Origin of the sequence: Variovorax sp. UC122_21, from assembly GCF_044056785.1 — a bacterium.
Taxonomy (GTDB): domain Bacteria; phylum Pseudomonadota; class Gammaproteobacteria; order Burkholderiales; family Burkholderiaceae_C; genus Variovorax.
The window spans coordinates 6,018,318-6,039,051 of sequence record NZ_CP172004.1 but is presented as its reverse complement, the minus strand read 5'-3'; the positions used below and the strand labels follow the sequence as shown (position 1 = coordinate 6,039,051).

Annotated in this window: 19 protein-coding genes and 3 pseudogenes; 13 read left to right on the top strand and 9 right to left on the bottom strand. The window is 69.3% G+C overall.

Translation table 11 applies throughout. From position 1 onward, the window contains the following. Positions 1 to 136: 136 nt before the first annotated feature. Both ACHMXE_RS41205 and ACHMXE_RS41200 read left to right on the top strand, forming a co-directional pair. Positions 137 to 850 (top strand): AP2 domain-containing protein, encoded by a 714-nt coding sequence (locus tag ACHMXE_RS41205; protein WP_395349265.1) that lies wholly within the window; start codon positions 137 to 139, stop codon positions 848 to 850. Positions 851 to 905: 55 nt separating this feature from the next. After that, positions 906 to 1,301, top strand: coding sequence for a hypothetical protein (locus ACHMXE_RS41200; protein WP_395349264.1), 396 nt, complete (start codon positions 906 to 908; stop codon positions 1,299 to 1,301). On the opposite strand, the gene ACHMXE_RS41195 is transcribed toward ACHMXE_RS41200, so the two are convergent. The 7 genes and pseudogenes from ACHMXE_RS41195 to ACHMXE_RS41165 all read right to left on the bottom strand — a co-directional run bounded on the left by ACHMXE_RS41195 (position 1,292) and on the right by ACHMXE_RS41165 (position 7,828). Next, a complete protein-coding gene (locus ACHMXE_RS41195; RefSeq protein ID WP_395349263.1) occupies positions 1,292 to 2,341 on the bottom strand; it encodes a serine/threonine protein kinase in 1,050 nt (349 codons plus the stop codon). The genes ACHMXE_RS41200 and ACHMXE_RS41195 overlap by 10 nt on opposite strands. Before the next feature lie 35 nt (positions 2,342 to 2,376). After that, positions 2,377 to 3,495 (bottom strand): DUF2855 family protein, encoded by a 1,119-nt coding sequence (locus ACHMXE_RS41190; protein WP_395349262.1) that lies wholly within the window; start codon positions 3,493 to 3,495, stop codon positions 2,377 to 2,379. 188 nt (positions 3,496 to 3,683) lie between these two features. Continuing rightward, positions 3,684 to 4,109 carry an organic hydroperoxide resistance protein gene (locus ACHMXE_RS41185; RefSeq protein WP_057595126.1) on the bottom strand — a complete coding sequence of 142 codons (426 nt, stop codon included), beginning with the start codon at positions 4,107 to 4,109 and terminating at the stop codon, positions 3,684 to 3,686. A gap of 106 nt (positions 4,110 to 4,215) precedes the next feature. Then, a pseudogene (locus tag ACHMXE_RS41180) lies at positions 4,216 to 4,666 on the bottom strand (MarR family winged helix-turn-helix transcriptional regulator). Positions 4,667 to 4,761: 95 nt separating this feature from the next. Then, positions 4,762 to 6,099: a serine hydrolase domain-containing protein gene (locus tag ACHMXE_RS41175; RefSeq protein ID WP_395349261.1), complete on the bottom strand. Its 1,338-nt coding sequence runs from the start codon at positions 6,097 to 6,099 to the stop codon at positions 4,762 to 4,764. A 33-nt stretch (positions 6,100 to 6,132) separates the two neighbouring features. Continuing rightward, positions 6,133 to 6,948, bottom strand: coding sequence for a crotonase/enoyl-CoA hydratase family protein (locus ACHMXE_RS41170; RefSeq protein WP_093355276.1), 816 nt, complete (start codon positions 6,946 to 6,948; stop codon positions 6,133 to 6,135). Between the two features lie 31 nt (positions 6,949 to 6,979). Beyond that, complete coding sequence (locus ACHMXE_RS41165; RefSeq protein WP_093355279.1) at positions 6,980 to 7,828, bottom strand: 3-hydroxybutyryl-CoA dehydrogenase; 849 nt, start codon at positions 7,826 to 7,828, stop codon at positions 6,980 to 6,982. Between the two features lie 177 nt (positions 7,829 to 8,005). On the opposite strand from ACHMXE_RS41165, the gene purT reads away from it, so the two are divergent. The 10 genes and pseudogenes from purT to ACHMXE_RS41115 all read left to right on the top strand — a co-directional run bounded on the left by purT (position 8,006) and on the right by ACHMXE_RS41115 (position 18,540). After that, entirely contained in the window at positions 8,006 to 9,208 is a 1,203-nt protein-coding gene (gene purT, locus ACHMXE_RS41160; protein WP_395349260.1) for a formate-dependent phosphoribosylglycinamide formyltransferase, read from the top strand. 172 nt (positions 9,209 to 9,380) lie between these two features. Beyond that, positions 9,381 to 10,333 (top strand): annotated as a pseudogene (locus ACHMXE_RS41155) (alpha/beta hydrolase). 122 nt (positions 10,334 to 10,455) lie between these two features. Beyond that, positions 10,456 to 11,331 (top strand): helix-turn-helix domain-containing protein, encoded by an 876-nt coding sequence (locus ACHMXE_RS41150; RefSeq protein WP_395349259.1) that lies wholly within the window; start codon positions 10,456 to 10,458, stop codon positions 11,329 to 11,331. A gap of 19 nt (positions 11,332 to 11,350) precedes the next feature. Beyond that, entirely contained in the window at positions 11,351 to 12,226 is an 876-nt protein-coding gene (locus ACHMXE_RS41145) for a branched-chain amino acid ABC transporter permease (protein ID WP_203203897.1), read from the top strand. A gap of 2 nt (positions 12,227 to 12,228) precedes the next feature. Beyond that, positions 12,229 to 13,305 carry a branched-chain amino acid ABC transporter permease gene (locus ACHMXE_RS41140; protein WP_093355289.1) on the top strand — a complete coding sequence of 359 codons (1,077 nt, stop codon included), beginning with the start codon at positions 12,229 to 12,231 and terminating at the stop codon, positions 13,303 to 13,305. Beyond that, entirely contained in the window at positions 13,302 to 14,123 is an 822-nt protein-coding gene (locus ACHMXE_RS41135) for an ABC transporter ATP-binding protein (RefSeq protein WP_395349257.1), read from the top strand. The genes ACHMXE_RS41140 and ACHMXE_RS41135 overlap by 4 nt, the downstream gene beginning before the upstream one ends. After that, positions 14,120 to 14,893, top strand: coding sequence for an ABC transporter ATP-binding protein (locus tag ACHMXE_RS41130; RefSeq protein WP_093355294.1), 774 nt, complete (start codon positions 14,120 to 14,122; stop codon positions 14,891 to 14,893). The genes ACHMXE_RS41135 and ACHMXE_RS41130 overlap by 4 nt, the downstream gene beginning before the upstream one ends. Before the next feature lie 5 nt (positions 14,894 to 14,898). Further along, positions 14,899 to 16,783 (top strand): annotated as a pseudogene (locus ACHMXE_RS41125) (AMP-dependent synthetase/ligase). 62 nt (positions 16,784 to 16,845) lie between these two features. Further along, positions 16,846 to 18,006, top strand: a complete 1,161-nt coding sequence (locus tag ACHMXE_RS41120) for an ABC transporter substrate-binding protein (RefSeq protein ID WP_395349256.1) — start codon at positions 16,846 to 16,848, stop codon at positions 18,004 to 18,006. Between the two features lie 72 nt (positions 18,007 to 18,078). Next, complete coding sequence (locus tag ACHMXE_RS41115) at positions 18,079 to 18,540, top strand: EVE domain-containing protein (protein ID WP_395349255.1); 462 nt, start codon at positions 18,079 to 18,081, stop codon at positions 18,538 to 18,540. 9 nt (positions 18,541 to 18,549) lie between these two features. On the opposite strand, the gene ACHMXE_RS41110 is transcribed toward ACHMXE_RS41115, so the two are convergent. Together ACHMXE_RS41110 and ACHMXE_RS41105 are read right to left on the bottom strand one after the other, a co-directional pair. After that, on the bottom strand, positions 18,550 to 19,197 hold the full coding sequence (locus ACHMXE_RS41110; RefSeq protein WP_093355304.1) for a MarC family protein: 648 nt from the start codon (positions 19,195 to 19,197) through the stop codon (positions 18,550 to 18,552). Further along, positions 19,197 to 19,946, bottom strand: coding sequence for an SDR family oxidoreductase (locus tag ACHMXE_RS41105; protein WP_395349253.1), 750 nt, complete (start codon positions 19,944 to 19,946; stop codon positions 19,197 to 19,199). The genes ACHMXE_RS41110 and ACHMXE_RS41105 overlap by 1 nt, the downstream gene beginning before the upstream one ends. A 139-nt stretch (positions 19,947 to 20,085) precedes the next feature. On the opposite strand from ACHMXE_RS41105, the gene ACHMXE_RS41100 reads away from it, so the two are divergent. After that, positions 20,086 to 20,697 (top strand): 2-hydroxychromene-2-carboxylate isomerase, encoded by a 612-nt coding sequence (locus tag ACHMXE_RS41100; protein ID WP_395349252.1) that lies wholly within the window; start codon positions 20,086 to 20,088, stop codon positions 20,695 to 20,697. Positions 20,698 to 20,734: the final 37 nt, after the last annotated feature.

Here is a 20,734-nt window from a genome sequence, read left to right as displayed (position 1 = left end):
AGTATTCCCGCCAACCTCGCCATGGCCCTGGCCTTCAAGAACACGCCAGAAAGAAGGGGTGTCGCCAGGGGGTTCAGATCAACGACACGGCCGAGTCGACGCCAGCATGCCAAAAGGTATCCCCAATTCCGCCGCCATGTACGGCATCTTCACCCGGCCCTGGGGCTACGAGGTCTCCGTCATGCGCAACGGAACCCGCCACTACCGCCAGTTCGGCCGCGCCAGCTACGGCGGCGCCGAGCAGGCGTTGCTGCACGCGCAGGACTGGCGCGACGCCATCGTGCGGCAGCATCCGCCGATCGCACGCCGCGCGCGCGCCGAGCAGCCGCGCGCCAACAACAGCACCGGTGCGCCCGGCGTCTTCAGCCGCGTCGCGCCCGACGGCCGCGTGCGCGCCTGGCTCGCCAAGACCTACATCGCCGAAGACCGGATCCTGCAGACCTATTTCTCGGTCGACGGCACCGATCGCGCGGCCCATGCGGCGGCGCTGGCCGAGCGCGCGCGCCAGCTCGCGCAGATGACCGGCCTGGCGCACGTGCATCCGGCCGAGGAGGCGATCCGCCGCGAGACCGCCGCCGCGCCGCGCGCGCGCACGCCGCGGCTCTCGCGCGCGGAGATCGTGCGGCGCAACAACTCGAGCGGCATCAGCGGCGTGCAGTTCAAGTCGCCGCGGCCCGACCATCCGGGCTACTGGATGGCGATCACCTTCATCGCCGGGCGTGGCACGGTCAGCAAGGCCTTCTCGGTGAAGACCCATGGCGAGCAGGCGGCCAAGCGGCTCGCGATCGCCGAGCGCGAGACGCAGCTCACGCTCAAGCGGCAGCTCGACGGCGCGGAGCTCGCGTCCTGATGGCGGCGCGAGAGTGGAGGGCCGGCCCCGCGGGCACGGCCGGGGCGGTGTCGCGATGAGCCTGAAGTCGCTGAACCGGTTGCTGCGCGTGGCCTCGCACCTGCTCGACCAGGCCGCGGCCGACGTGCGCGCCTGCGGCCTCGAGCCGGCGACCGAGCAGGTGCACCGCATCGGCCGCGCGATGGTCGAGCTGATCGAGGTGCAGCGCCGGATCTATGCCGCGCAGCCCGACCTGCAGCCGCGCACGCTCGCGGCCTCGCGCCGCGAGGCCGATGCCAATCGGCTGTTCACGCAGTTGATGGTGGAGGCGCTGGACCTCGAGGACGCGGGCAACGTCGTGGCCGCGCTCGAGAAGTACACGCAGTTCATCGGCCTGTCGCCCTCGCACCATCACCGCGAGATCGTGCGCGAGGAGATCCGCCGGCTGTCGGCGCCGACGGTTCAGGCGTAGATCGGGTCCTCGGCCATCGCCTCGCACTGGTCCTGCAGCATCTGGACCTGGCCCTTCCAGTAGTCGCTGCTGCCGAACCAGGGGAAGTTGATCGGAAAGATCGGGTCTTCCCAGCGCCGCGCGAGCCAGGCGCTGTAGTGGATCAGGCGCAGCGTGCGCAGCGGCTCGATCAGCGCGAGCTCGCGGCGGTCGAATTCGCGGAACTGCTCGTAGCCGTCGAGCAGGCCCGAGAGCTGCGCGGTGCGCTGGGCGCGCTCGCCCGACAGCAGCATCCACAGGTCCTGCACGGCGAAGCCGGTGCGCGCGTCGTCGAGGTCGACGAAGTGCGGGCCGCCGTGGGGTCGGTCGGTCGGGGTCCAGAGGATGTTGCCGGGGTGCACGTCGCCATGCAGGCGCAGCTTGCGCGGGCCGTCGCCGGTGGCCGCCGAGCCCGAAAGCGGGGTCGCGGCGATCATCGCCAGCGCCTCGTTGCAAGCCTTCTCCCAGTCGCGCTGCACGTCGAGCGGCAGCTTGTCGTTCGCCAGCAGCCAGTCGCGCGAGGCGGTGCCGAAGTTCTGCAGGTCGAGCGCGGGCCGCGCCTCGAACGGGCGCGCGGCGCCCACGGTGTGGATGCGCGCGAGAAAGCGTCCGACCCATTCGAGCACCTCGAAGTCGTCGAGCTCGGGCGCGCGGCCGCCGCGGTAGGGGCTCACGCTGAAGGCGAAGCCGGCATGGCGGTGCAAGGTGGCGCCGCCGAAGGCCAGCGGCGGCACGGCCGGCACCTCGGCCGCGGCGAGTTCGAGCGAGAAGGCATGCTCCTCGAGGATCTCGGCCTCGCTCCAGCGGCCGGGCCGGTAGAACTTGACCACCACGGCCGGGTGCGGCTGCGGGTCCTCGAGGTGCACCTGGTAGACCCGGTTCTCGTAGGAGTTGAGCCCGGTGAGCCGGCCGTCGCCGTGCAGGCCGAGGGCCGCGAGCGCGTCGAGCACCACGTCGGGCGTGAGGCTCTCGTAGGGATGGGCAGGGTGGCCGGCGGGCGCCGCGGGGGAATCGGGAATCATGCGGCGATTGTCGTCGCCCGCACCCCGCGCGCTTTTCAGAGGCCGCCGGGGTGCGCGTGCAGCGACAGGATGTGGCCGGTGCGCGGATCGCCCTTGCCGGCGAGCACCTGGGCATAGGCCGCCTGCGCGGCCGCGCCGCCGCGGTGGTGCTCGGCGCGCAGCCAGGGGCTGGCGGCATCGGTTGCGCGCGCGGTGAAGGCCTGCCAGGCCGCCACCATGCGGCGGCTGAATTCCTCGGCGCTCCATTCGGCGGTGCGCTTCTTGATCTGCGCGGGCGCGAAGAACAGCGTGGCGCGCGGGCCCGCGAGTTCGCGGGTGGCGCCCTTGGCGGCCAGTTCGTCGACGTGCGTGCCGCCGATCGCGCAGCTGTAGCGCAGGCCGGTGAAGCGCGCATGGATCGCCTCGCGCAGCGCGCCGTTGCCCGCGAAGTCGATGTAGACGCAGGGCGTGTCGGCCGGCAATTCGTCGAGCGCGTCGTAGCGCAGCACGCGGTGGTAGCAGCCCAGGCTCTCGCAGTAGCCGACGTTGCCGGCCGAGGTCAGGCCGACCACCTCGATGCCTTCGCGCTGGTGCAGCTGGAACGCGGTGCCGTAGGCCGTCTTGCTCGAGGCGCTCGACAGCAGCATGGTGCGCGCGCCGAAGAAGTCGTTGTCGGCCATGAAGTCGTCGATCAGCCAGGAGGTGATGAACAGCGGGCGCAGCAGCGCCTGCGTGTCCTCGCTGTCGGCGGTGTAGAGCGGATCGGCATTGCAGCGGAAGTACTGGTTGTAGACCGCCGGCAGCTCGGCGCGGTGCGCGGCGCCGTCGGCGAAGCGCTCGGGCGACAGCCGCGTGGGGCTCAGCACCGCGCTGGTGGCCATGGGCCAATAGCCGTAGAGGCGCTCGCCCACCGCCACGCCCGGATGCAGCGACTGCACCACGCTCGCGAAGCCCCACACGGGGATGTTGCCCCAGGCCTCGTCGCCGGTGGGGAAGAAGCGCCAGTAGCTCATGGCCTCGCCGAAGGCGGCGTAGGTGATGTTGTTCGAGGTCAGCGCGAAGCTGTCGATGCGCACGCGCACCTGGCCGTCGGCCAGTGGCGTGTCGGTGCGGTCGTCGAGGCGGGTGTCGCTCAGTTGGCTCTTGCGGATCTGCAGGCTGAGGGTGGTGCTCATGGCGTGTCGAAGCTCCGTGGCTGCGCGGCGTTCCGGCCGCTGGGGTGGCAAGGGGTGCGTCCACGTGACATTAGCCAAGCTTCGTGAAAGGCGCCATCGCGCCGGCGCCGCGCGCGTCGCACGCGGGACAAGCGCGCGCACGCGAAAAAGCCCCGCGAGCGGGGCCTCGGCGTGGAGCGCGAGGGGGCTCAGGCGATCGTCAGTTCGACGTCGATGTTGCCGCGCGTGGCGTTCGAGTACGGGCAGACCTGGTGGGCCGTGTCGACCAGCTTCTGCTTCTGTTCGGCGTCGAGGCCGGGCAGCGTGATCGCGAGCTTGACCGCGATGCCGTAGGCGGCGCCGCCATTCGTCGGGCCGAGGGAGACGCTGGAGTCGATCGCCACGTCGTCCGGCACCTTGACGCCGATCTTCGGGCCCACGGCCTTCATCGCGCCGATGAAGCAGGCGGCGTAGCCGACCGCGAACAGCTGTTCGGGGTTGGTGCCGGGCTTGCCCGAACCGGGCGAGCTCAGCTGGACGTCGATCGCGCCGTCGCTGGATTTGCCGGCGCCGTCGCGGCCGCCCGTGGTGTGGGCCTGGGCGGTGTAGAGCACTTTGTCGAGCTTGGTGGTCATGGTGTTTCCTTGGTCGAAGTGGAAGGGTGGTTGAAGAAAGCCGTCGTGGTCCGCGAGGGCACGCGGCGGGAGAAACCTGTTGTAGTGATTGAAATGGCTTGCTTGCTCAGGCGGCCTTGCGGATGCGGTCGCGCAGCGCTTGAATCTGGTGGGTGAGGTCCACGAGCTCGGGCACCGAGCATTCGGAGGCCGCGAGCAGGCATTCGGGCACATGGCCCGCGCGCGCCTTGAGGCGGCGGCCCGCGGCCGTGAGCGTGATGTGCACGCGGCGCTCGTCGGCCACGTCGCGCACGCGGGCCACGAAGCCGTTGGCCTCGAGGCGCTTGAGCAGCGGGGTGAGCGTGCCCGAGTCGAGCGAGACGCGCTCGCCGAGTTCGGAGACCATGGGGCCGTTTTTTCTCCCACAGTGCGAGCATCACCAGGTACTGCGGGTAGGTGAGACCGAGCTTGTCGAGCAGGGGCTTGTACAGGCGGGTCATGGCCAGCGAGGCGGAGTACATGGCGAAGCAGAGCTGGTTGTCCAGCTTCAGGAGTTCGTCTTGCGTGAGGGAGGGCATGGGCCGAATTATGGCACTCAATTAAATTGTGTGCAAAGTATTTCGTGCGGCAGGGTTTTCGGATGCCCTCTCCCGGCGGGAGAGGGTAGGAAAACTCAGGGGCGCTTCATCAGCGCATCGGCCACCGCGGCGAAGCCCGGCAGCGTCAGCGGATCGTTGCCCGCGTTCGCCGCCACCGGATGCGCCGCGTAGCGCACGATCACCATCTGCGCCGCCGGGTCCACGTAGATGCTCTGGCCGTGGATGCCGCGCGCCATGTAGGCGCCGTGCGCGTTGTTCGACACCCACCACATGTTGCGGTACGACCAGCCCGGCAGCAGGCCGTAGCCGGCCTTCGCGAACTTCGCGGTGTCGCCGCCGCGGCGGATGTCGTCGACCACCGCCTTCGGGAACACCTGCTGCCCGTTGGGCGCGCGGCCGCCGTTGCGCATGGTTTCGCCGAAGCGCGCGAGATCGCGCAGCGCGGTGTTGAGGCCGCCGCCGCCCGACTCGGTGCCGATGCTGTCGACCATGAAGTAGGCGTCCTGCTCGGCGCCGATGCGGCGCCAGATCTTCTCGCTCAGCAGCTCGGCCAGCGACTGGTTGCTGGCGCGGCGCAGGATCCAGGCCAGCACCTCCGCATTGATGGTCTTGTAGCCGAAGGCCTCGTCGTGCGCGCCTTCCTTCTGCTGCAGCGCGAGGAACTCGTAGAAGGTCTTCGGGCCGCTGTAGCCGGGCGCGCGCGGGATGAAGCCGCCGGCGCGCGAGTAGTCCCAGATCTCGGCCTTGGGATCGGCGTAGTTCTCGGAGTAGCGCACGCCGATGGTCATGTCCATCACCTGGCGCACGGTGGCGTCGCCGTAGGCGCTGTCCTTGAGCTCGGGCACGTATTTGGTGACTGGCGCCGCGGGGTCGAGCCTGCCCTCGTCGGCGAGGATGGCCGCGAGCGTGCCGACGAAGGACTTGGTGACCGACATCGCGAGATGCGGCCGCTCGGGCGTGAGCGCGCCGAAGTACTTCTCGTACACCACCTGGCCGCGATGCAGCACCAGGATGCCGTCGGTGTAGGTGTTGGCGATCATCTGGGCGACGGTGCTGTCCTCGCCCGACAGCGACTTGAAGCGGATGCCCTCGATCTGCTCGGGCGTCACGCCCGTGGCGGCTGGCAGCGGGCTCGCGGCTGCGCTGCCGCGCCACACGTTGGCGGTGGGCACGACCTCGCGCACGTGCGAGAAGGTCCAGCGGTTGCGCGGGAAGACGTTGCCGGCGGGGTTCTCGAAGGTGATCAGCTTGTCCGGCGGCGGCGGGAAGCCGCGCATCCAGCCGAGCGCGTCGACGGAGGTGGCCGCGGGATCGGGCAGGGCCGCGGGCGCGGCCGGTGCCTGGGCGTGGAGGGAGGTGTTCACGGCGAAGAGGGTCAATGCGGCCAGGGCCGCGCGCAGGCGCAGGGTCATGGTGGGATGGAGGAAGAGGGGGACGAGGGCGCGTCAGCGCCCGCTGAAGCGCGCGGGCCGGCGCTCGATGAAGGAGCGCACGCCCTCGGCCGCGTCCTCGCTGTTCGACAGCCGCTTCTGCGTCTCGATGAACTCGCCGACCGCGGCCAGCGGGCCCTGCTCGATCGCCTTGAGCACGTTGAGGCGCGTGGCCACCACCGCCAGCGGCGCCTGCGCGGCGATGCGCTGCGCGATCGCGAGCGCCTCGTCGAGCTCCTGGCCCGCGGGCACGACCTTCTGCACGAAGTTCAGGCGATAGGCCTCGGCGCTGCCGAACTCGTCGGCCGTCAGCAGGTGCAGCATCGCGTTGCCGAGGCCCGCGCGCTCGGCCATGCGCAAGGTGGCGCCGCCCGTGGCCATGATGCCGCGCTGCACCTCCATCTGCGAGAAGCGGCAGTTGTCGGCCGCCACCACGATGTCGGCGCCGAGCATCAGCTCGATGCCGACCGTGAAGCAGATGCCCTTGACCGCCACCACCATCGGCTTGGTGCGCCGGCGGTAGCCCTCGAGGCCGAAGTCGTGCGGCTCCACCAGGCCCTGCGGGATCGCCTTCTCGCCGCGCTTCATGTAGTCGGCCACCGCGGGCAGGTCGAGGCCGGCCGTGAAGTGGTCGCCGAAGGCATGCAGCACGCCCACGCGCAGGTTCGGGTCGTCGTCCAGGCGCGTGTAGGCCTCGGCGAGCTGGCGGAACATCGGCGGCGTCCAGCCGTTGCGCTTGGCGGGCCGGTTGATGCCGATCAGCAGCACGTGGTCGAGCACCTGGGTGTCGATGCAGCCTTCGGTGGGCGGGGTGGTGGGCGTGGCGGTCATGGCGTGGCCTGTCTCCTCGTTCTTCGGCGCGTCAGTAGGTGTAGACGCCGCGGCCGGTCTTGCGACCGAGCTGGCCGGCGGCGACCATTTCCTTCAGCAGCGGGCAGGGGCGGTACTTGGAGTCGCCGAACTGGTCGAGGTAGACCTCCATCACCGCGAGGCAGACGTCCAGGCCGATCATGTCGGCCAGCGCCAGCGGGCCGATCGGCTGGTTGCAGCCGAGCTTCATGCCGGCGTCGATGTCCTCGGCCGTCGCGATGCCCTCGGACAGCACGAAGAAGGCCTCGTTGATCATCGGCACCAGGATGCGGTTGACCACGAAGCCCGGCGCGTTCTTCACCGTGATCGGCGACTTGCCCAGGCGCTCGGCCAGTTCCTTCACCGTGTCGTGGGTGGCGTCGCTCGTGAGGTAGCCGCGGATCAGCTCGACCAGCGCCATCATCGGCACCGGGTTGAAGAAGTGCATGCCGATGAAGCGGTCGGCGCGCGAGGTGGCGGCGGCCAGCTGCGTGATCGAGATCGAGGAGGTGTTCGAGGCGATGATGACCTCGGGGCCCACGAGCTCGTCGACCTGCTTGAGGATCTTGAGCTTGAGCGCGTGGTTCTCGGTCGCGGCCTCGATCACGAGCTGCGCGCCCTTGAGGTCGTCGTAATTGGTCGAGCCCTGGATCAGCGCCAGCGCGGCGGCCTTCTGCTCGGCCGTGAGCTTCTCCTTCTTGATCAGCCGGTCGAGGCTGCCCGAGACGGTGGCCAGGCCCTTGTCGACCGCCGCCTGCGCGACGTCGATCATCACCACCTTGACGCCCGCCACCGCACAGGCCTGCGCAATGCCGTTGCCCATCGTGCCGGCGCCGATGATGCCGACGGTCTGAATCGCCATGAGAAATGCTCCTTGAGAAAACGAAAGGGGAAGAAAAGAGGGCGGGCCAGCCGCCGTGTCGTCCATTGTGGATCAGCCCCGTGCCAGCGTCGTTGCCGTGGGCGACACGGGTGGCTTACAGTGCGCGCTCGCGCTTTTCCCTCTTTTTTCCTTTCTCCCGAACCGACAGAAGCCGCCATGACCACCCTCGGCACCCCCCTCTCCCCCTCGGCAACCCGCGTGATGCTCCTCGGCTCCGGCGAACTCGGCAAGGAGGTGCTGATCGCCCTGCAGCGCCTGGGCGTCGAGACCATCGCCGTCGACCGCTACGAGAACGCGCCCGGCCAGCAGGTGGCCCACCATGCGCGCACCATCGTGATGAGCGACCCCGCGCAGCTGCAGGCGTTGATCGAGGCCGAGAAGCCGCAGCTGGTGGTGCCCGAGATCGAGGCCATCGCCACGCCGATGCTGCAGCAGCTCGAGGACGCGGGCACGGTGCGCGTGATCCCCACGGCGCGCGCCGCCCGCCTCACGATGGACCGCGAAGGCATCCGCCGCCTGGCCGCCGAGACCCTGGGCGTGCCCACCAGCCCCTACAAGTTCTGCGACTCGCTCGCCGAGCTGCAGGCCGCGATCGACGGCGGCATCGGCTACCCCTGCATCGTCAAGCCCGTGATGAGCAGCTCGGGCAAGGGCCAGAGCAAGATCGACGGCCCGGCCGACGTACAGAAGGCCTGGGACTACGCCATGGCCGGCGGCCGCGTGAGCCATGGCCGCGTGATCGTCGAGGGCTTCATCGACTTCGACTACGAGATCACGCTCCTGACCGTGCGCGCCAAGGAGGCCGGCGGCGCCGTGAGCACCCGATTCTGCGAGCCCATCGGCCATGTGCAGGTCAGCGGCGACTACGTCGAGAGCTGGCAGCCGCACCCGATGGCACCGGCCGCGCTGCAGAAGGCGCAGCAGATCGCCGAAGCGGTCACGGCCGACCTCGGCGGCCAGGGCCTGTTCGGCGTCGAGCTGTTCGTCAAGGGCGACCAGGTCTGGTTCAGCGAGGTCAGCCCGCGCCCGCACGACACCGGCATGGTCACCATGGCCACGCAATGGCAGAACGAGTTCGAGCTGCATGCGCGCGCGATCCTCGGCCTGCCGGTGGACACCACGCTCAAGAGCCCGGGCGCCAGCGCGGTGATCTACGGCGGCGTCGATGCCCAGGGCATCGCCTTCGACGGCGTGGCCGAGGCGCTGCAGGTGCCGGGCGTGGACCTGCGCCTGTTCGGCAAGCCCGAGAGCTTCGTCAAGCGCCGCATGGGCGTGGCGCTGGCGCATGCGGCCGACGTGGAGACCGCGCGCGCCAACGCCAAGGAAGCCGCCTCGCGCGTGAAGCCGCGCCAGGCCTGATCGCTTCGGCCGACAGCCGTAGCCAGTTTTCGCAAGCCGCGCCGCGCAGGCGCAGGCAAGGTGCCGGTGCTGACGAAAGACGCCGGCCCGGGAGGGATGCGGGTGCATGCGGATTCCGTCCGCGCGCGCCGCGCTCCACACTGGGTCGATCGATCGATCCACCGGAGACACCATGCTGCATCCCCAGGCCCGCGCGCTGCTCGACTTCATCGAGGCGCGCGGCATCCGCCGACCCACACGTTGTCGCCCGCCGACGCGCGCGCCTTCTACCGCGAGCGCCGCGCCGCCACCCAGCCGCTGCCGGCCGAAGTGGCCGAGGTGCGCGACCTCGCGGCCGACGGCCCGCACGGCCCTGTTCCCGTGCGCGTCTACCGGCCGCTGGCCTCGGGCGCCGGCCCGCTGCCGGTGCTGGTGTACTACCACGGCGGCGGCTGGGTCATCGGCGACCTCGACACGCACGACGTGCTGTGCCGCGAGCTGGCCAACGGCGCCGGCTGCGCGGTGGTCGCGGTCGACTACCGCATGGGCCCCGAGCACCGCTTCCCGGCCGCGGTCGACGACGTGCTGGCCGCCACGCGCTGGGTGCGGCGCGAGGCCGCGGCGCTGGGCGTGGACGCGAGCCGCATGGCGGTCGGCGGCGACAGTGCCGGCGGCAATCTCGCGGCGGTGGCTGCGATCGCCGCGCGCGAGAGCGCCGACCTGCCGCTGGTGTTCCAGCTGCTGATCTATCCGGCCACCGACATGCGCCGTGGCCATCCGTCGCACCAGGCCAACGGCCAGGGCTATCTGCTGACGCGCGACACGATGGCCTACTTCCACGACCACTACATCACCGATGCGAAGCACGACCTCGACTGGCGCGCTTCGCCGCTGCTGCACGCTGACCTCTCGCGGCTGCCGCCGGCGCTGGTGCTCACGGCCGGCTACGACCCGCTGCGCGACGAAGGCCTGGCCTACGCGGAAGCCTTGACCGCGGCCGGCAACAGCGCGAACTACGTCTGCTTCGAGCGCCAGATCCATGGCTTCGTGACCATGGGCAAGGTGCTCGACGAGGCCAACACCGCGGTCGCGCTTTGCGCCACCGAGTTGCGTCGCGCGTTCGCGGCCGCGAAGCCGCAGGCCTAGGGAAAGTCCCCGCGCAAATGGGCCCCGCGCCGCGCGCGTGCCCCGCTACGATCAGCCCCACAACGACGCCGACCCAGGGCCCGCGCCCTGGTCCAGGCCCCCGAATGCAGGAGACAGACACCATGCAGGGAACGAGGATGGCGCCGTCGACGCAAGGCGGTGCCCGCGAGGGTCGCGGCCAGGGCGAACGCCTGATGTGGCTCACCACGCAGCGCGTGTTCTACGCCGGCCTGCTGGGCCGTGCCGCCGAGCGCACCATGGGCGGCCATGGCGTCTATGTCTCGCCCGCGGGCGCGCCGCCCAATCGCCTGCGCGTGGGTGGCGGTGCCTGGCAGAGCGGCGAGCTGCTGGTGGTGCCGCCGCAGGTGCCGCACGAGATCGAGAGCGCGCATCCGCTGATCCTCAACCTGCTGATCGAATCCGAGTCGGTCGACCCCGCGGGCATGCCCGACTGGCTGCAGCACTGCGGCCCGGTGCGGGCGCCGGCCTTCGTGCAGCGCGTGCGCGAGAGCCATGCCCAACTGCTCGCCGCCTCGGCGCGCGGCCAGCGCTTCGACGGCCTGGATTTCGACCGCCAGTTCTTCGGCGCGCCGCTCGCGCCGCGCGCGCTCGATGCGCGCATCCGCAAGGTCATCGACACGATCAATGCCGACCCTGCGGCCGCCACCTCGGCCGAGGAATGCGCGGCCTCGGTGCACCTCTCGTTCTCGCGCTTCCTGCACCTGTTCAAGCAGGAGACCGGCATGGCCTTTCGTGCCTTCCGCGCCTGGAAGCGCGCGCGCAGCCTGCTGCGCTACGTGCGCCAGACCGCCACCCTGACCGACATCGCGCTCGAGGCCGGCTATCCCGACTCCACCCATTTCAGCCATTCGATCCGCCAGGTCTACGGCCTGAAGCCCAGCGACATCCTGGCCGGCTCGCGGCGCCTCGCGCTGCACGACGCGGCCGGCGCGGCCTATCGCCCCTTCACGTCTCCGTTCCGTCACCTGCGCCAGTAAGGCCAAGGAGGTTCCCGTCGTGCAGATCCTCCAGCTCCTGCTGTCGGGCATCGCGCAAGGCTGCATCTACGGCCTGATCGCGCTCGGCTTCGTGTTGATCTACAAGGCCACCGAGACGGTGAGCTTCGCGCAGGGCGACCTGATGATGCTCGGCGCCTTCGCCGCGTTCGCGGGCATGTCGCTGTTCGGCATGCCGTTCTGGCTCGCGGCCGTGCTCGCCATCGTGGCGATGGCGGCCTTCGGCGTGCTGCTTGAGCTGGTGGTGATCCGCCCGATCCTCGGCCAGCCGCAGTTCTCGATCGTGATGCTCACCATCGGCATCGCCTACGTGGCGCGCGGCCTGGTCACCATGGTGCCGGGCATCGGCACCGAGACCCATGCGCTGGCCGTGCCCTACAAGGACCGGATCTGGAAGCTCGGCGAGCTGGTGGTGAACCTCGAGCAGCTGGTGATCATCGTCGCCACCGCGATCCTCTGCGGCCTGCTGTTCGCGATGTTCCGCTACAGCAAGCTCGGCATCGCGATGCAGGCCTCGTCGCAGAACCAGCTCGCGGCCTACTACATGGGCATTCCGGTCAAGCGGCTCAACGGACTGGTGTGGGGGCTGGCGGCAGCGGTCGCGGCCATCGCGGGCATGCTGCTCGCGCCGATCACCTTCGTGCACGCCAACATGGGCTTCATCGGGCTCAAGGCCTTTCCGGCGGCGGTGGTCGGCGGCTTCGGCAGCCTGCCGGGCGCGATCGTCGGCGGGCTGGTGATCGGCATCGTCGAGTCGTTCGCGGGCTTCTACCTGCCCGACGGCTTCAAGGACACGGCGCCGTACATCGTGGTGCTGCTGATGCTGATGATCAAACCGAACGGCCTGTTCGGCGAGAAGCTGCGCAAGAAAGTCTGAACATGCGCTACATCTTCAAGACTTCCTACGACCAGGACATCCGCCTCGCCAAGCATGGCGGCCAGGTCTTCTGGTACGGCCTCTTGTGCGTCTTCCTGCTGGCCGCGCCCTGGGTCATCGACGAATACTGGCTCGCGCAGCTGACCTTCGTGCTGATCTACGGCATCGTCGGCCTGGGCCTGATGCTGCTCGCGGGCTTCACGGGCCAGTTCTCGATCGGCCACGCGGCCTTCCTCGGCACCGGTGCCTACACGCAGGGCGTGCTGACCAACCTCGGCGTGCCGTTCCCGCTCGCGCTGGTCGCGGCCGCGGCGCTGTCGGCCGGCGTGGGCGTGGTGGTGGCGCTGCCGGCGCTGCGCGTGAAGGGCATCTACCTGGGCATCGCGACGCTCTCGTTCGGCTTCATCGTCGAGGAGGTGTTCGCGCGCTGGGAGAGCGTGACCGGCGGCAACGCGGGGCTGCACGTGAAGTCGCCGCAGCTCTTCGGCTGGTCGCTGGGCTCGGGCGACGGCTTCTACTTCCTGTGCCTGGTGGTGGCGGTGCTCAGCACGCTGGGCATCCTGAACCTGCTGCGCTCGCCGACCGGCCGCGCCTTCGTGGCGATCCGCGATTCGGAGATCTCGGCGCAGAGCATGGGCATCCATCTCGCGCGCTACAAGACGATGTCGTTCGCGATCTCGGCCGCGCTCGCGGGGCTCGGCGGCGCGCTCTATGCGCACAAGCTGAGCTTCATCTCGCCCGACCAGTTCAACATCCTGCAGTCGATCGACCTGCTGCTGATGGTGGTGATCGGCGGGCTGGGCTCGGTGCACGGCGCCTTCCTCGGCGCGATCTTCCTGATCGCGATGCCGCAGCTGATCTCGATGGGCAAGGACTGGCTGCCGGCGGTGATCGGCCAGGCGCCGGGCCTGCAGGGCTTCGTCTATGGGGTGGTGCTGATCGTGTTCGTGCTGTTCGAGCCGCTGGGCCTGTACGGGCGCTGGCTCAAGGTGCGCACCTACCTGCAGCTGTTTCCGTTCTACCGCAAGGGGCTGTTCAAGCGGCAGAAGTCCTTCACCAAGTCGGATCGCCTGAGATGAGCGGCGGCGATATCCTTCTCTCGGCCCGGGACCTGAGCGTGCGCTTCGGCGGCGTGCTCGCGGTCAACAAGGTCAGCTTCGACGTGCGGCGCGGCGAGGTGTTCACGCTGATCGGACCCAACGGCGCGGGCAAGACCACGGTGTTCAACCTGATCAGCCGCATCTACACGCCGACCTCGGGCACGATCACCTGGCATGGCGAGGCCGGCGGCGCGGTGGCGCTGACCAGCCAGGCGCCGCACGCGATCGCTGCGCTCGGCATCGCGCGCACCTTCCAGAACATCGAGCTGTTCGAGCATGCGACGGTGCTGCACAACCTGCTGATCGGCCGCCACACGCACCGGCGCAGTGGCTTCTGGCGCGAGCTGTTCTTCACGCCGGCCACGCGGCGCGCCGAGATCGAGGCGCGCGAGAAGGTCGAGCAGGTGATCGAGCTGCTCGACCTGCAGCACCACCGCGACGCGATGGTGGCGGGCCTGCCCTACGGCGTGCGCAAGGTGGTGGAGCTGGCGCGCGCGCTGTGCACCGAACCCAAGCTGCTGCTGCTCGACGAACCCTCGTCGGGCCTCAACGTCGAGGAGACGGCCGACATGGCGTTCTGGATCCAGGACATCCAGCACGAGCTCGGCGTGTCGGTGTTGATGGTGGAGCACGACATGTCGCTGGTGTCGAAGGTGTCGGACCGCGTGCTCGCGATGAACCAGGGCGAGGTGCTGGCCACGGGCTCGCCGCGCGAGGTGCAGGCCGATGCGCGCGTGGTGGAGGCCTACCTCGGCACGGTCGACGACGTGAGCAGCCTGCGGAGGGTTCGAGCATGAGCGATGTGGTTCTGCAATTGCTCAACGTCGAGAGCGCCTACGGCCCGATCAAGGCCATCCGCGGCGTGAGCCTCCAGGTGCGCCAGGGCGAGATCGCGACCGTGCTGGGCTCCAACGGCGCCGGCAAGACCACCATCCTCAAGACCATCTCGGGGATCATCGATCCGCGCAAGGGCAGCATCGAGTTCCAGGGCCGCGACATCACGGCCAGGGACCCGGCCCACATCGTGCAGCAGGGCCTGAGCCACGTGCCCGAGGGCCGCGAGGTGTTCCCGCTGCTGTCGGTGCGCGACAACCTGCTGATGGGCGCCTACACGCGCCAGGACCGCGACGGCGTGGCGCGCGACATCGAAACGGTGTTCGGCTACTTCCCGATCCTGCGCGAGCGCGCCACGCAGGACGCCGGCCTGCTCTCGGGCGGCCAGCAGCAGATGCTCGCGATCTCGCGCGCCATCATGGCCGCGCCGCAGCTGATCCTGCTCGACGAGCCCAGCCTGGGCCTGAGCCCCAAGCTCACCAAGGAGATCTTCGAGATCGTGGTGCGCATCAACCGCGAGCGCGGCACCACCATCCTGCTGGTGGAGCAGAACGCCAACATGGCGCTCAACGCGGCCGACCACGGCTACGTGCTCGAGAACGGCCGCATCGTGATGGAGGACAGCTGCGAGCGGCTGCGCGAGAAGGAGGACATCAAGGAGTTCTACCTCGGTGTGAAGGACGAGGGCGTGCGCGGCGAGCGGCGCTGGAAGAAAAAGAAGACCTGGAGGTAGCACCGATGAGCAGCACCCTCGCACTGCGCGCGCCGGCCGGCCTCTGGGACCTGGCGCACCTGCAGCCCCGCACCGAGGTGGTGGTGCCGGGCGACACCATCCCGGCCGTGTTCTGGAAAGCGGTCGAGTTGCGCCGCGACAAGGTCTGGATGCGGCAGAAGGAATTCGGCATCTGGCGCAGCTGGACCTGGGGCCAGACCGCCGAGGCGGTGCGCGAGATCGCGGGCGGCCTGATGGCGCTGGGCTTCGCGGCCGGCGAGTGCGCCTCGGTGCTGTCGAACACCGTCATCGAATGGGTGCTGGCCGACGTGGCCGTGCTCAGCTGCGGCGGCGTCTCCAACGGCATCTACCCGACCGACGCGGCCTCGCAGGTGCAGTATTTGTGCGAGGACTCGCGCACCACGGTGCTGTTCGTCGAGGACGACGAGCAGCTCGACAAGGCGCTCGAGGTGCGCGCCGCGCTGCCGCTGCTGCGCAAGGTGGTGGTGTTCGACATGGAGGGCCTGCGCGAGCTCGACGACCCCAACGTGCTGAGCCTGGAGGCACTGCGTGCCCTGGGCCGCGCGCACCTGGCCGCGCATCCCCCAGGCGCTCGAGCAGCGCGTGGCCGCCTGCCGCGCCGAGGACCTCGCGATCCTGGTCTACACCTCTGGAACCACCGGCAAGCCCAAGGGCGCGATGCACAGCCACGGCGGGCTGGTCTACACCATGCGCGGCTACAACACGCTGCTGGCGCAGGACGAGAGCGACGAGCGCATGTGCTTCCTGCCGCTGTGCCACATCGCCGAGCGCATGGGCGGCGAGTACTTCGCGATGTACACCGGCTCGATCCTCAACTTCGTCGAGAACCCCGAGACCGTGCCCGAGAACGTGCGCGAGATCGCGCCCACGGTGTTCACGGCCGTGCCGCGCGTGTGGGAGAAGTTCTATTCGGGCGTGATGATCGCGCTCAAGGAGGCCAGCCGGCTGCAGCAGGCGGCCTACGGCTGGAGCATCGGCGTGGGCCAGCAGATCGCGCAGCGGGTGCTCGAGGGCCGGCCGGTGGGCGCCGGGCTGCGGCTGAAGTTCCGCATCGCGCGCTGGCTCGCGCTCGACAACGTGCGCAAGCTGATCGGCATCCACCGCGCGCGCTTCCTCGTGACCGGTGCCGCGCCGATCTCGCCCGAGCTGGTGCGCTGGTACCTCGCGCTGGGCGTGCCGATGCTCGAGGTCTGGGGCATGACGGAGTCGTGCGGCGCCTCCACCGGCGTGCCGCCCGCGCGCATCATGCCGGGCTCGATCGGCCCGGCCACCGGCTACAACGAGGTGCGCCTCGATCCGCAGACCGGCGAGATCCTGGTGCGCGGCCCGAACGTCTTCATGGGCTACCTGAACCTGCCCGAGAAGACCGCCGAGACCATCGACGCCGAGGGCTGGCTGCACACCGGCGACGTCGGCACGGTCGACGCGGAAGGGTATTTCCGCATCACCGACCGCATGAAGGACATCATCATCACGGCAGGTGGCAAGAACATCACGCCGAGCGAACTCGAGAACGAACTCAAGTTCAGCCCCTACGTCACCGACGCGGTGGTGATCGGCGACAAGAGGCCCTACCTGACGGTGATCGTGATGATCGACCAGGAGAACGTCGAGAAATTCGCGCAGGACAACGACGTGCCGTTCAGCAACTACGAAAGCCTCACGCGCGCGCAGGAGGTGCTCGACCTGATCCAGGGCGAGATCGATCGCGTCAACGCGAAGTTCGCGCGCGTGGAGCAGATCAAGAAGTTCTTCCTGCTCGAGACGCAACTGAGCGCCGAGGACGAGGAGCTGACGCCGACCATGAAGCTCAAGCGCAAGCTGGTGCAGACCAAGTACGCGCCGCGCATCGAGGCCATGTACCGCTGAGCGCATCGAAAAAACGTCCCGATCGCCACCCGATTCTTTCGCCAACCCGAGGAGACAAGCGCATGAAGCTCAAGACACCGACGATGCTGGCCGTGCTGGGCCTGGCCGCGACGCTCGCGTCCGCGCAGCAGGGCGTGACCAAGGACGAGATCCGCATCGGCACGATCCAGGATCTCTCGGGGCCGCTCGCCGGCTTCGGCAAGCAGGCGCGCAACGGCATGCAGCTGCGCGTGGACGAGCTCAACGAGCAGGGCGACGTCAACGGCCGCAAGCTCAGGCTCTACGTCGAGGACTCGGGCTACGACCCGAAGAAGGCCGTGCTGGCGGCGCAGAAGCTGGTGAACCAGGAGAAGATCTTCATCATGGCCGGCCACATCGGCACGGCGCAGAACATGGCGTCGATGCCGGTGCAGTTCGACAAGAACGTCGTCAACTACATGCCGATCACCGCGGCGCGCGAGATGTACGAGCCGCTCAATCGCCTCAAGTACTCGTTCGCCGCCACCTACTACGACCAGATCCGCCTGGCGCTGCCGAAGATGGTGAAGGACAAGGGCGCGAAGAAGGTCTGCACCATCTACCAGGACGACGAGTTCGGCCTCGAGGTGCAGCGCGGCGCCGAGGCCGGCCTCAAGGCCGTGAACATGGAGCTGGCCGAGAAGACCTCGTTCAAGCGCGGCGCCACCGACTTCAGCTCGCAGGTCGCGAAGATGAAGGCGGCCAACTGCGACCTGGTGGTGCTCGGCACCATCATCCGCGAGACCATCGGCACCGTGGGCGAGGCGCGCAAGACCGGCTTCAACCCGACCTTCCTGGGCTCGAGCGCGGCCTACACCGACCTGATCCACAAGCTCGGCGGCAAGGCCATGGACGGCATCTACGCGACCATGACGGTGCAGAACCCCTACACCGACGAGCAGTCGCAGCCGCTGCGCTTCTGGGCCAACAAGTACAAGACCAAGTTCAACGAGGACCCGACCGTGTTCTCGGTCTACGGCTACGTGATCGTCGACTCGTTCATCAAGGCGGCGCAGAAGGCCGGCCCGAACCTCACGACCGACAGCTTCATCAAGGCCATGGACAGCATCACCTTCGAGCCCGACATGTTCGGCAGCCCGAAGAGCACCTACACCGCCACCAAGCGCCTGGGCAACGACCAGTCGCGGCTGTCGCAGATCAAGGACGGCAAGTGGGCGGTGGTGTCGGACTACGTGGCGCCCTGAGCCGAGCCCCGGTGCCGGAGTGGCCGGGGTGGGCGGCTATATTGCGCGGCATCCCATCCTCGCGAGAACGCCATGCCCCAGTACTGGCTGATGAAATCCGAGCCCAACGAGGTCTCGATCGACGATGCGCTGGCCGCGCCCGACGCCACGGTGGCGTGGACCGGCGTGCGCAACTACCAGGCCCGCAACTTCATGCGCGACGGCATGAAGGTCGGCGATGGCGTGCTGTTCTATCACTCGAGCTGCCCCGAGCCCGGCATCGCCGGCTTGGCGCGTGTGGCCTCGGCGATCAAGCCCGATCCCACGCAGTTCGATCCGAAGTCGCCCTACTACGACGCCGCCTCGAAGAAGGACGATCCGCGCTGGCTGCTGGTGGACGTGCAGGCGCTGCGCAAGACGCGCCTGCTGGCACTGCCCGAGCTGCGCGCCAAGCCCGAGCTGGCCGAGCTCACGATCCTGCGCAAGGGCAACCGGCTGTCGATCACGCCGGTGGAGCCGGCGCACTGGAAGATCATCGAGAAGATGCTGGGCTGAGCGCCCTCGTCATTTCGCGAGGATCGGGAACAGCTTGCCCAGGCCGTCGGTCATCACCTCGACCGCCAGCGCCGCGAGGATCAGGCCCATGAGCCGGGTCATGATGTTGATGCCGGTCTTGCCGAGCACGCGCGCGATCGGCTGCGCGAGCGAGAAGGCGATGGCCGTGGCCAGCGCCACCACCACGCCGTAGCCCACGAGCACCGCGAGCTCCCACAGGTGCTTGGCCTTGTCGGCGTAGATCACCACGGTGGAGATGGTGGCCGGGCCGGTGAGCAGCGGGATGGTCAGCGGCACCACCGCGATCGAGGCGCCCATCGAGGCCTTGACCTCGGTGGCGCGCAGCTCCTCGACGTTGGTCTTGCTCTCGGCCGGCTGCGCGTTGAGCATCGACAGCGAGCTCATCAAGAGCAGCAGGCCGCCGCCGACCTGGAAGCTCGCGATCGAGATGCCGAAGAAGGACAGCAGCTGCAGCCCGATCAGCGCGCTGACCGCGATCACCACGAAGGCACTGAAGGCCGACATGCGCACCGTGCGGCGCCGCTGCGCGTCGGAGTAGCCCTGCGTGTAATGGATGAAGAAGGGCACGATGGCCAGCGGGTTGACGATCGCCACCAAGGTGACCAGCGGTTTGATCAGGTCCATCGAGGTGCTCATCAGCGTCCTCCCGAGACGTCGAGCAGGGCCATGGTGGTGTAGCTGGCCTCGTCGGACAGCAGCCACACGATCGCGTTCGCCACCTCCTCGGCGCTGCCGGTGCGCTTCATCGGCACCGAGGGCGCGAGCTGCGCGGCGCGCTCGGGCATGCCGCCCGAGGCGTGGATCTCGGTCTCGATCAGGCCCGGGCGCACCGCGTTGACGCGGATGCCCTCGTCGGCCACTTCCTTGGCGAGGCCGAGCGTGAAGGTGTCGATCGCGCCCTTGCTCGCGGCGTAGTCCACGTACTGCTCGGGCGAGCCCAGCCGCGAGGCGGCGCTCGAGAGGTTGACGATCGCGCCGCCCGTGCCGCCGTGGCGCGTGCTCATGCGGCGCACCGCCTCGCGCGCGCAGACGAAGCTGCCGATCACGTTGATGCGGAACATGCGTTCCAGCCGCGCCGCGCTCATCTCGTCGACGCGCGCGCGCACGTCGACCACGCCGGCGCTGTTGACCAGCGCCGTGAGCCGGCCGAGCCTGGCATCGACCTGCTCGAACATGGCCATCACCTGTGTTTCATCGCCGACGTCGGCCTGCACCGCGATCGCCTTGCCGCCCGCGGCGCGGATCGCGCGCACGACTTCGTCGGCCGCGAGCGAGTTGCTCGCGTAGTTGACCGCCACGGCATAGCCGCGCCGCGCCGCCAGCAAGGCGGTGGCGGCGCCGATGCCGCGTCCGCCCCCCGTGACCAAGAGCACCTGCTGGTTCAATTCCGATCTCCTGCACAAAAGCTGCGCGTCAGTTAAAACCGTCGGTCCGGATTACATCACCGAGGGTGGCTCGCAAGTTGCGGGCCTTACCCGCAGTACCGCGATGGTCCGGCGGCGCTTCGTGCGCGGAGGCGAATTCATGAGCAAGACCATCGACTACTACTTCCCCCCCCAAAGCCCCTGGACCTATCTGGGCCATGCCCGCTTCGCCGCGATCGCGGCGGCGGCCGGCGCCACGGTGCGCGTGCGTCCGGTGGACATGGGCAGCATCTTCCCGGTCTCGGGCGGGCTGCCGCTGGGCAAGCGCGCGCCGCAGCGGCAGGCCTACCGGCTGGTCGAGCTGGAGCGCTTCTCGAAGCACCTGGGGATTCCGCTGCATCCGAAGCCGAAGTTCTTCCCGGTCGCGGGCGACGACGCGGCGCGACTGATCATCGCGGTCGACCTCAACGACGGCTGCGAGGCCGCGATGCGCATGTGCGCGGCGGTGTTCGCCGCGGTGTGGGCGCAGGAGCGCAACATCGGCGACCCCAAGGTGCTCGAGGCGCTGGTGGCCGAATGCGGCCTGCCGGCCAAGCGCGCCGACCAGGCGCAGAGCCAGGCGGTGCAGGAGCAGTACGAGGCCTACACGCAGGAAGCCATCGACATCCAGGTCTTCGGCGCGCCGAGCTACGTGATCGATGGCGAGATCTTCTGGGGCCAGGACCGGCTCGATTTCGTCGAACGCGCGCTGCGGCCCGGGGCGGCGGGCTGAACCCGGTTCCGCGCACCCGACACGCACCGGACACGCA

Excerpts from the sequence above, each read along its gene's own strand:
- ACHMXE_RS41185 (WP_057595126.1), bottom strand. The coding sequence starts at position 4,109 with ATGACCACCAAGCTCGACAAAGTGCTCTACACCGCCCAGGCCCACACC.
- ACHMXE_RS41165 (WP_093355279.1), bottom strand. The coding sequence starts at position 7,828 with ATGGCGATTCAGACCGTCGGCATCATCGGCGCCGGCACGATGGGCAAC.
- ACHMXE_RS41115 (WP_395349255.1), top strand. The coding sequence starts at position 18,079 with ATGCCCCAGTACTGGCTGATGAAATCCGAGCCCAACGAGGTCTCGATC.
- purT (WP_395349260.1), top strand. The coding sequence starts at position 8,006 with ATGACCACCCTCGGCACCCCCCTCTCCCCCTCGGCAACCCGCGTGATG.
- ACHMXE_RS41110 (WP_093355304.1), bottom strand. The coding sequence starts at position 19,197 with ATGAGCACCTCGATGGACCTGATCAAACCGCTGGTCACCTTGGTGGCG.
- ACHMXE_RS41190 (WP_395349262.1), bottom strand. The coding sequence starts at position 3,495 with ATGAGCACCACCCTCAGCCTGCAGATCCGCAAGAGCCAACTGAGCGAC.
- ACHMXE_RS41205 (WP_395349265.1), top strand. The coding sequence starts at position 137 with ATGTACGGCATCTTCACCCGGCCCTGGGGCTACGAGGTCTCCGTCATG.
- ACHMXE_RS41200 (WP_395349264.1), top strand. The coding sequence starts at position 906 with ATGAGCCTGAAGTCGCTGAACCGGTTGCTGCGCGTGGCCTCGCACCTG.
- ACHMXE_RS41195 (WP_395349263.1), bottom strand. The coding sequence starts at position 2,341 with ATGATTCCCGATTCCCCCGCGGCGCCCGCCGGCCACCCTGCCCATCCC.
- ACHMXE_RS41100 (WP_395349252.1), top strand. The coding sequence starts at position 20,086 with ATGAGCAAGACCATCGACTACTACTTCCCCCCCCAAAGCCCCTGGACC.
- ACHMXE_RS41130 (WP_093355294.1), top strand. The coding sequence starts at position 14,120 with ATGAGCGATGTGGTTCTGCAATTGCTCAACGTCGAGAGCGCCTACGGC.
- ACHMXE_RS41170 (WP_093355276.1), bottom strand. The coding sequence starts at position 6,948 with ATGACCGCCACGCCCACCACCCCGCCCACCGAAGGCTGCATCGACACC.
- ACHMXE_RS41140 (WP_093355289.1), top strand. The coding sequence starts at position 12,229 with ATGCGCTACATCTTCAAGACTTCCTACGACCAGGACATCCGCCTCGCC.
- ACHMXE_RS41175 (WP_395349261.1), bottom strand. The coding sequence starts at position 6,099 with ATGACCCTGCGCCTGCGCGCGGCCCTGGCCGCATTGACCCTCTTCGCC.
- ACHMXE_RS41135 (WP_395349257.1), top strand. The coding sequence starts at position 13,302 with ATGAGCGGCGGCGATATCCTTCTCTCGGCCCGGGACCTGAGCGTGCGC.
- ACHMXE_RS41120 (WP_395349256.1), top strand. The coding sequence starts at position 16,846 with ATGAAGCTCAAGACACCGACGATGCTGGCCGTGCTGGGCCTGGCCGCG.
- ACHMXE_RS41150 (WP_395349259.1), top strand. The coding sequence starts at position 10,456 with ATGCAGGGAACGAGGATGGCGCCGTCGACGCAAGGCGGTGCCCGCGAG.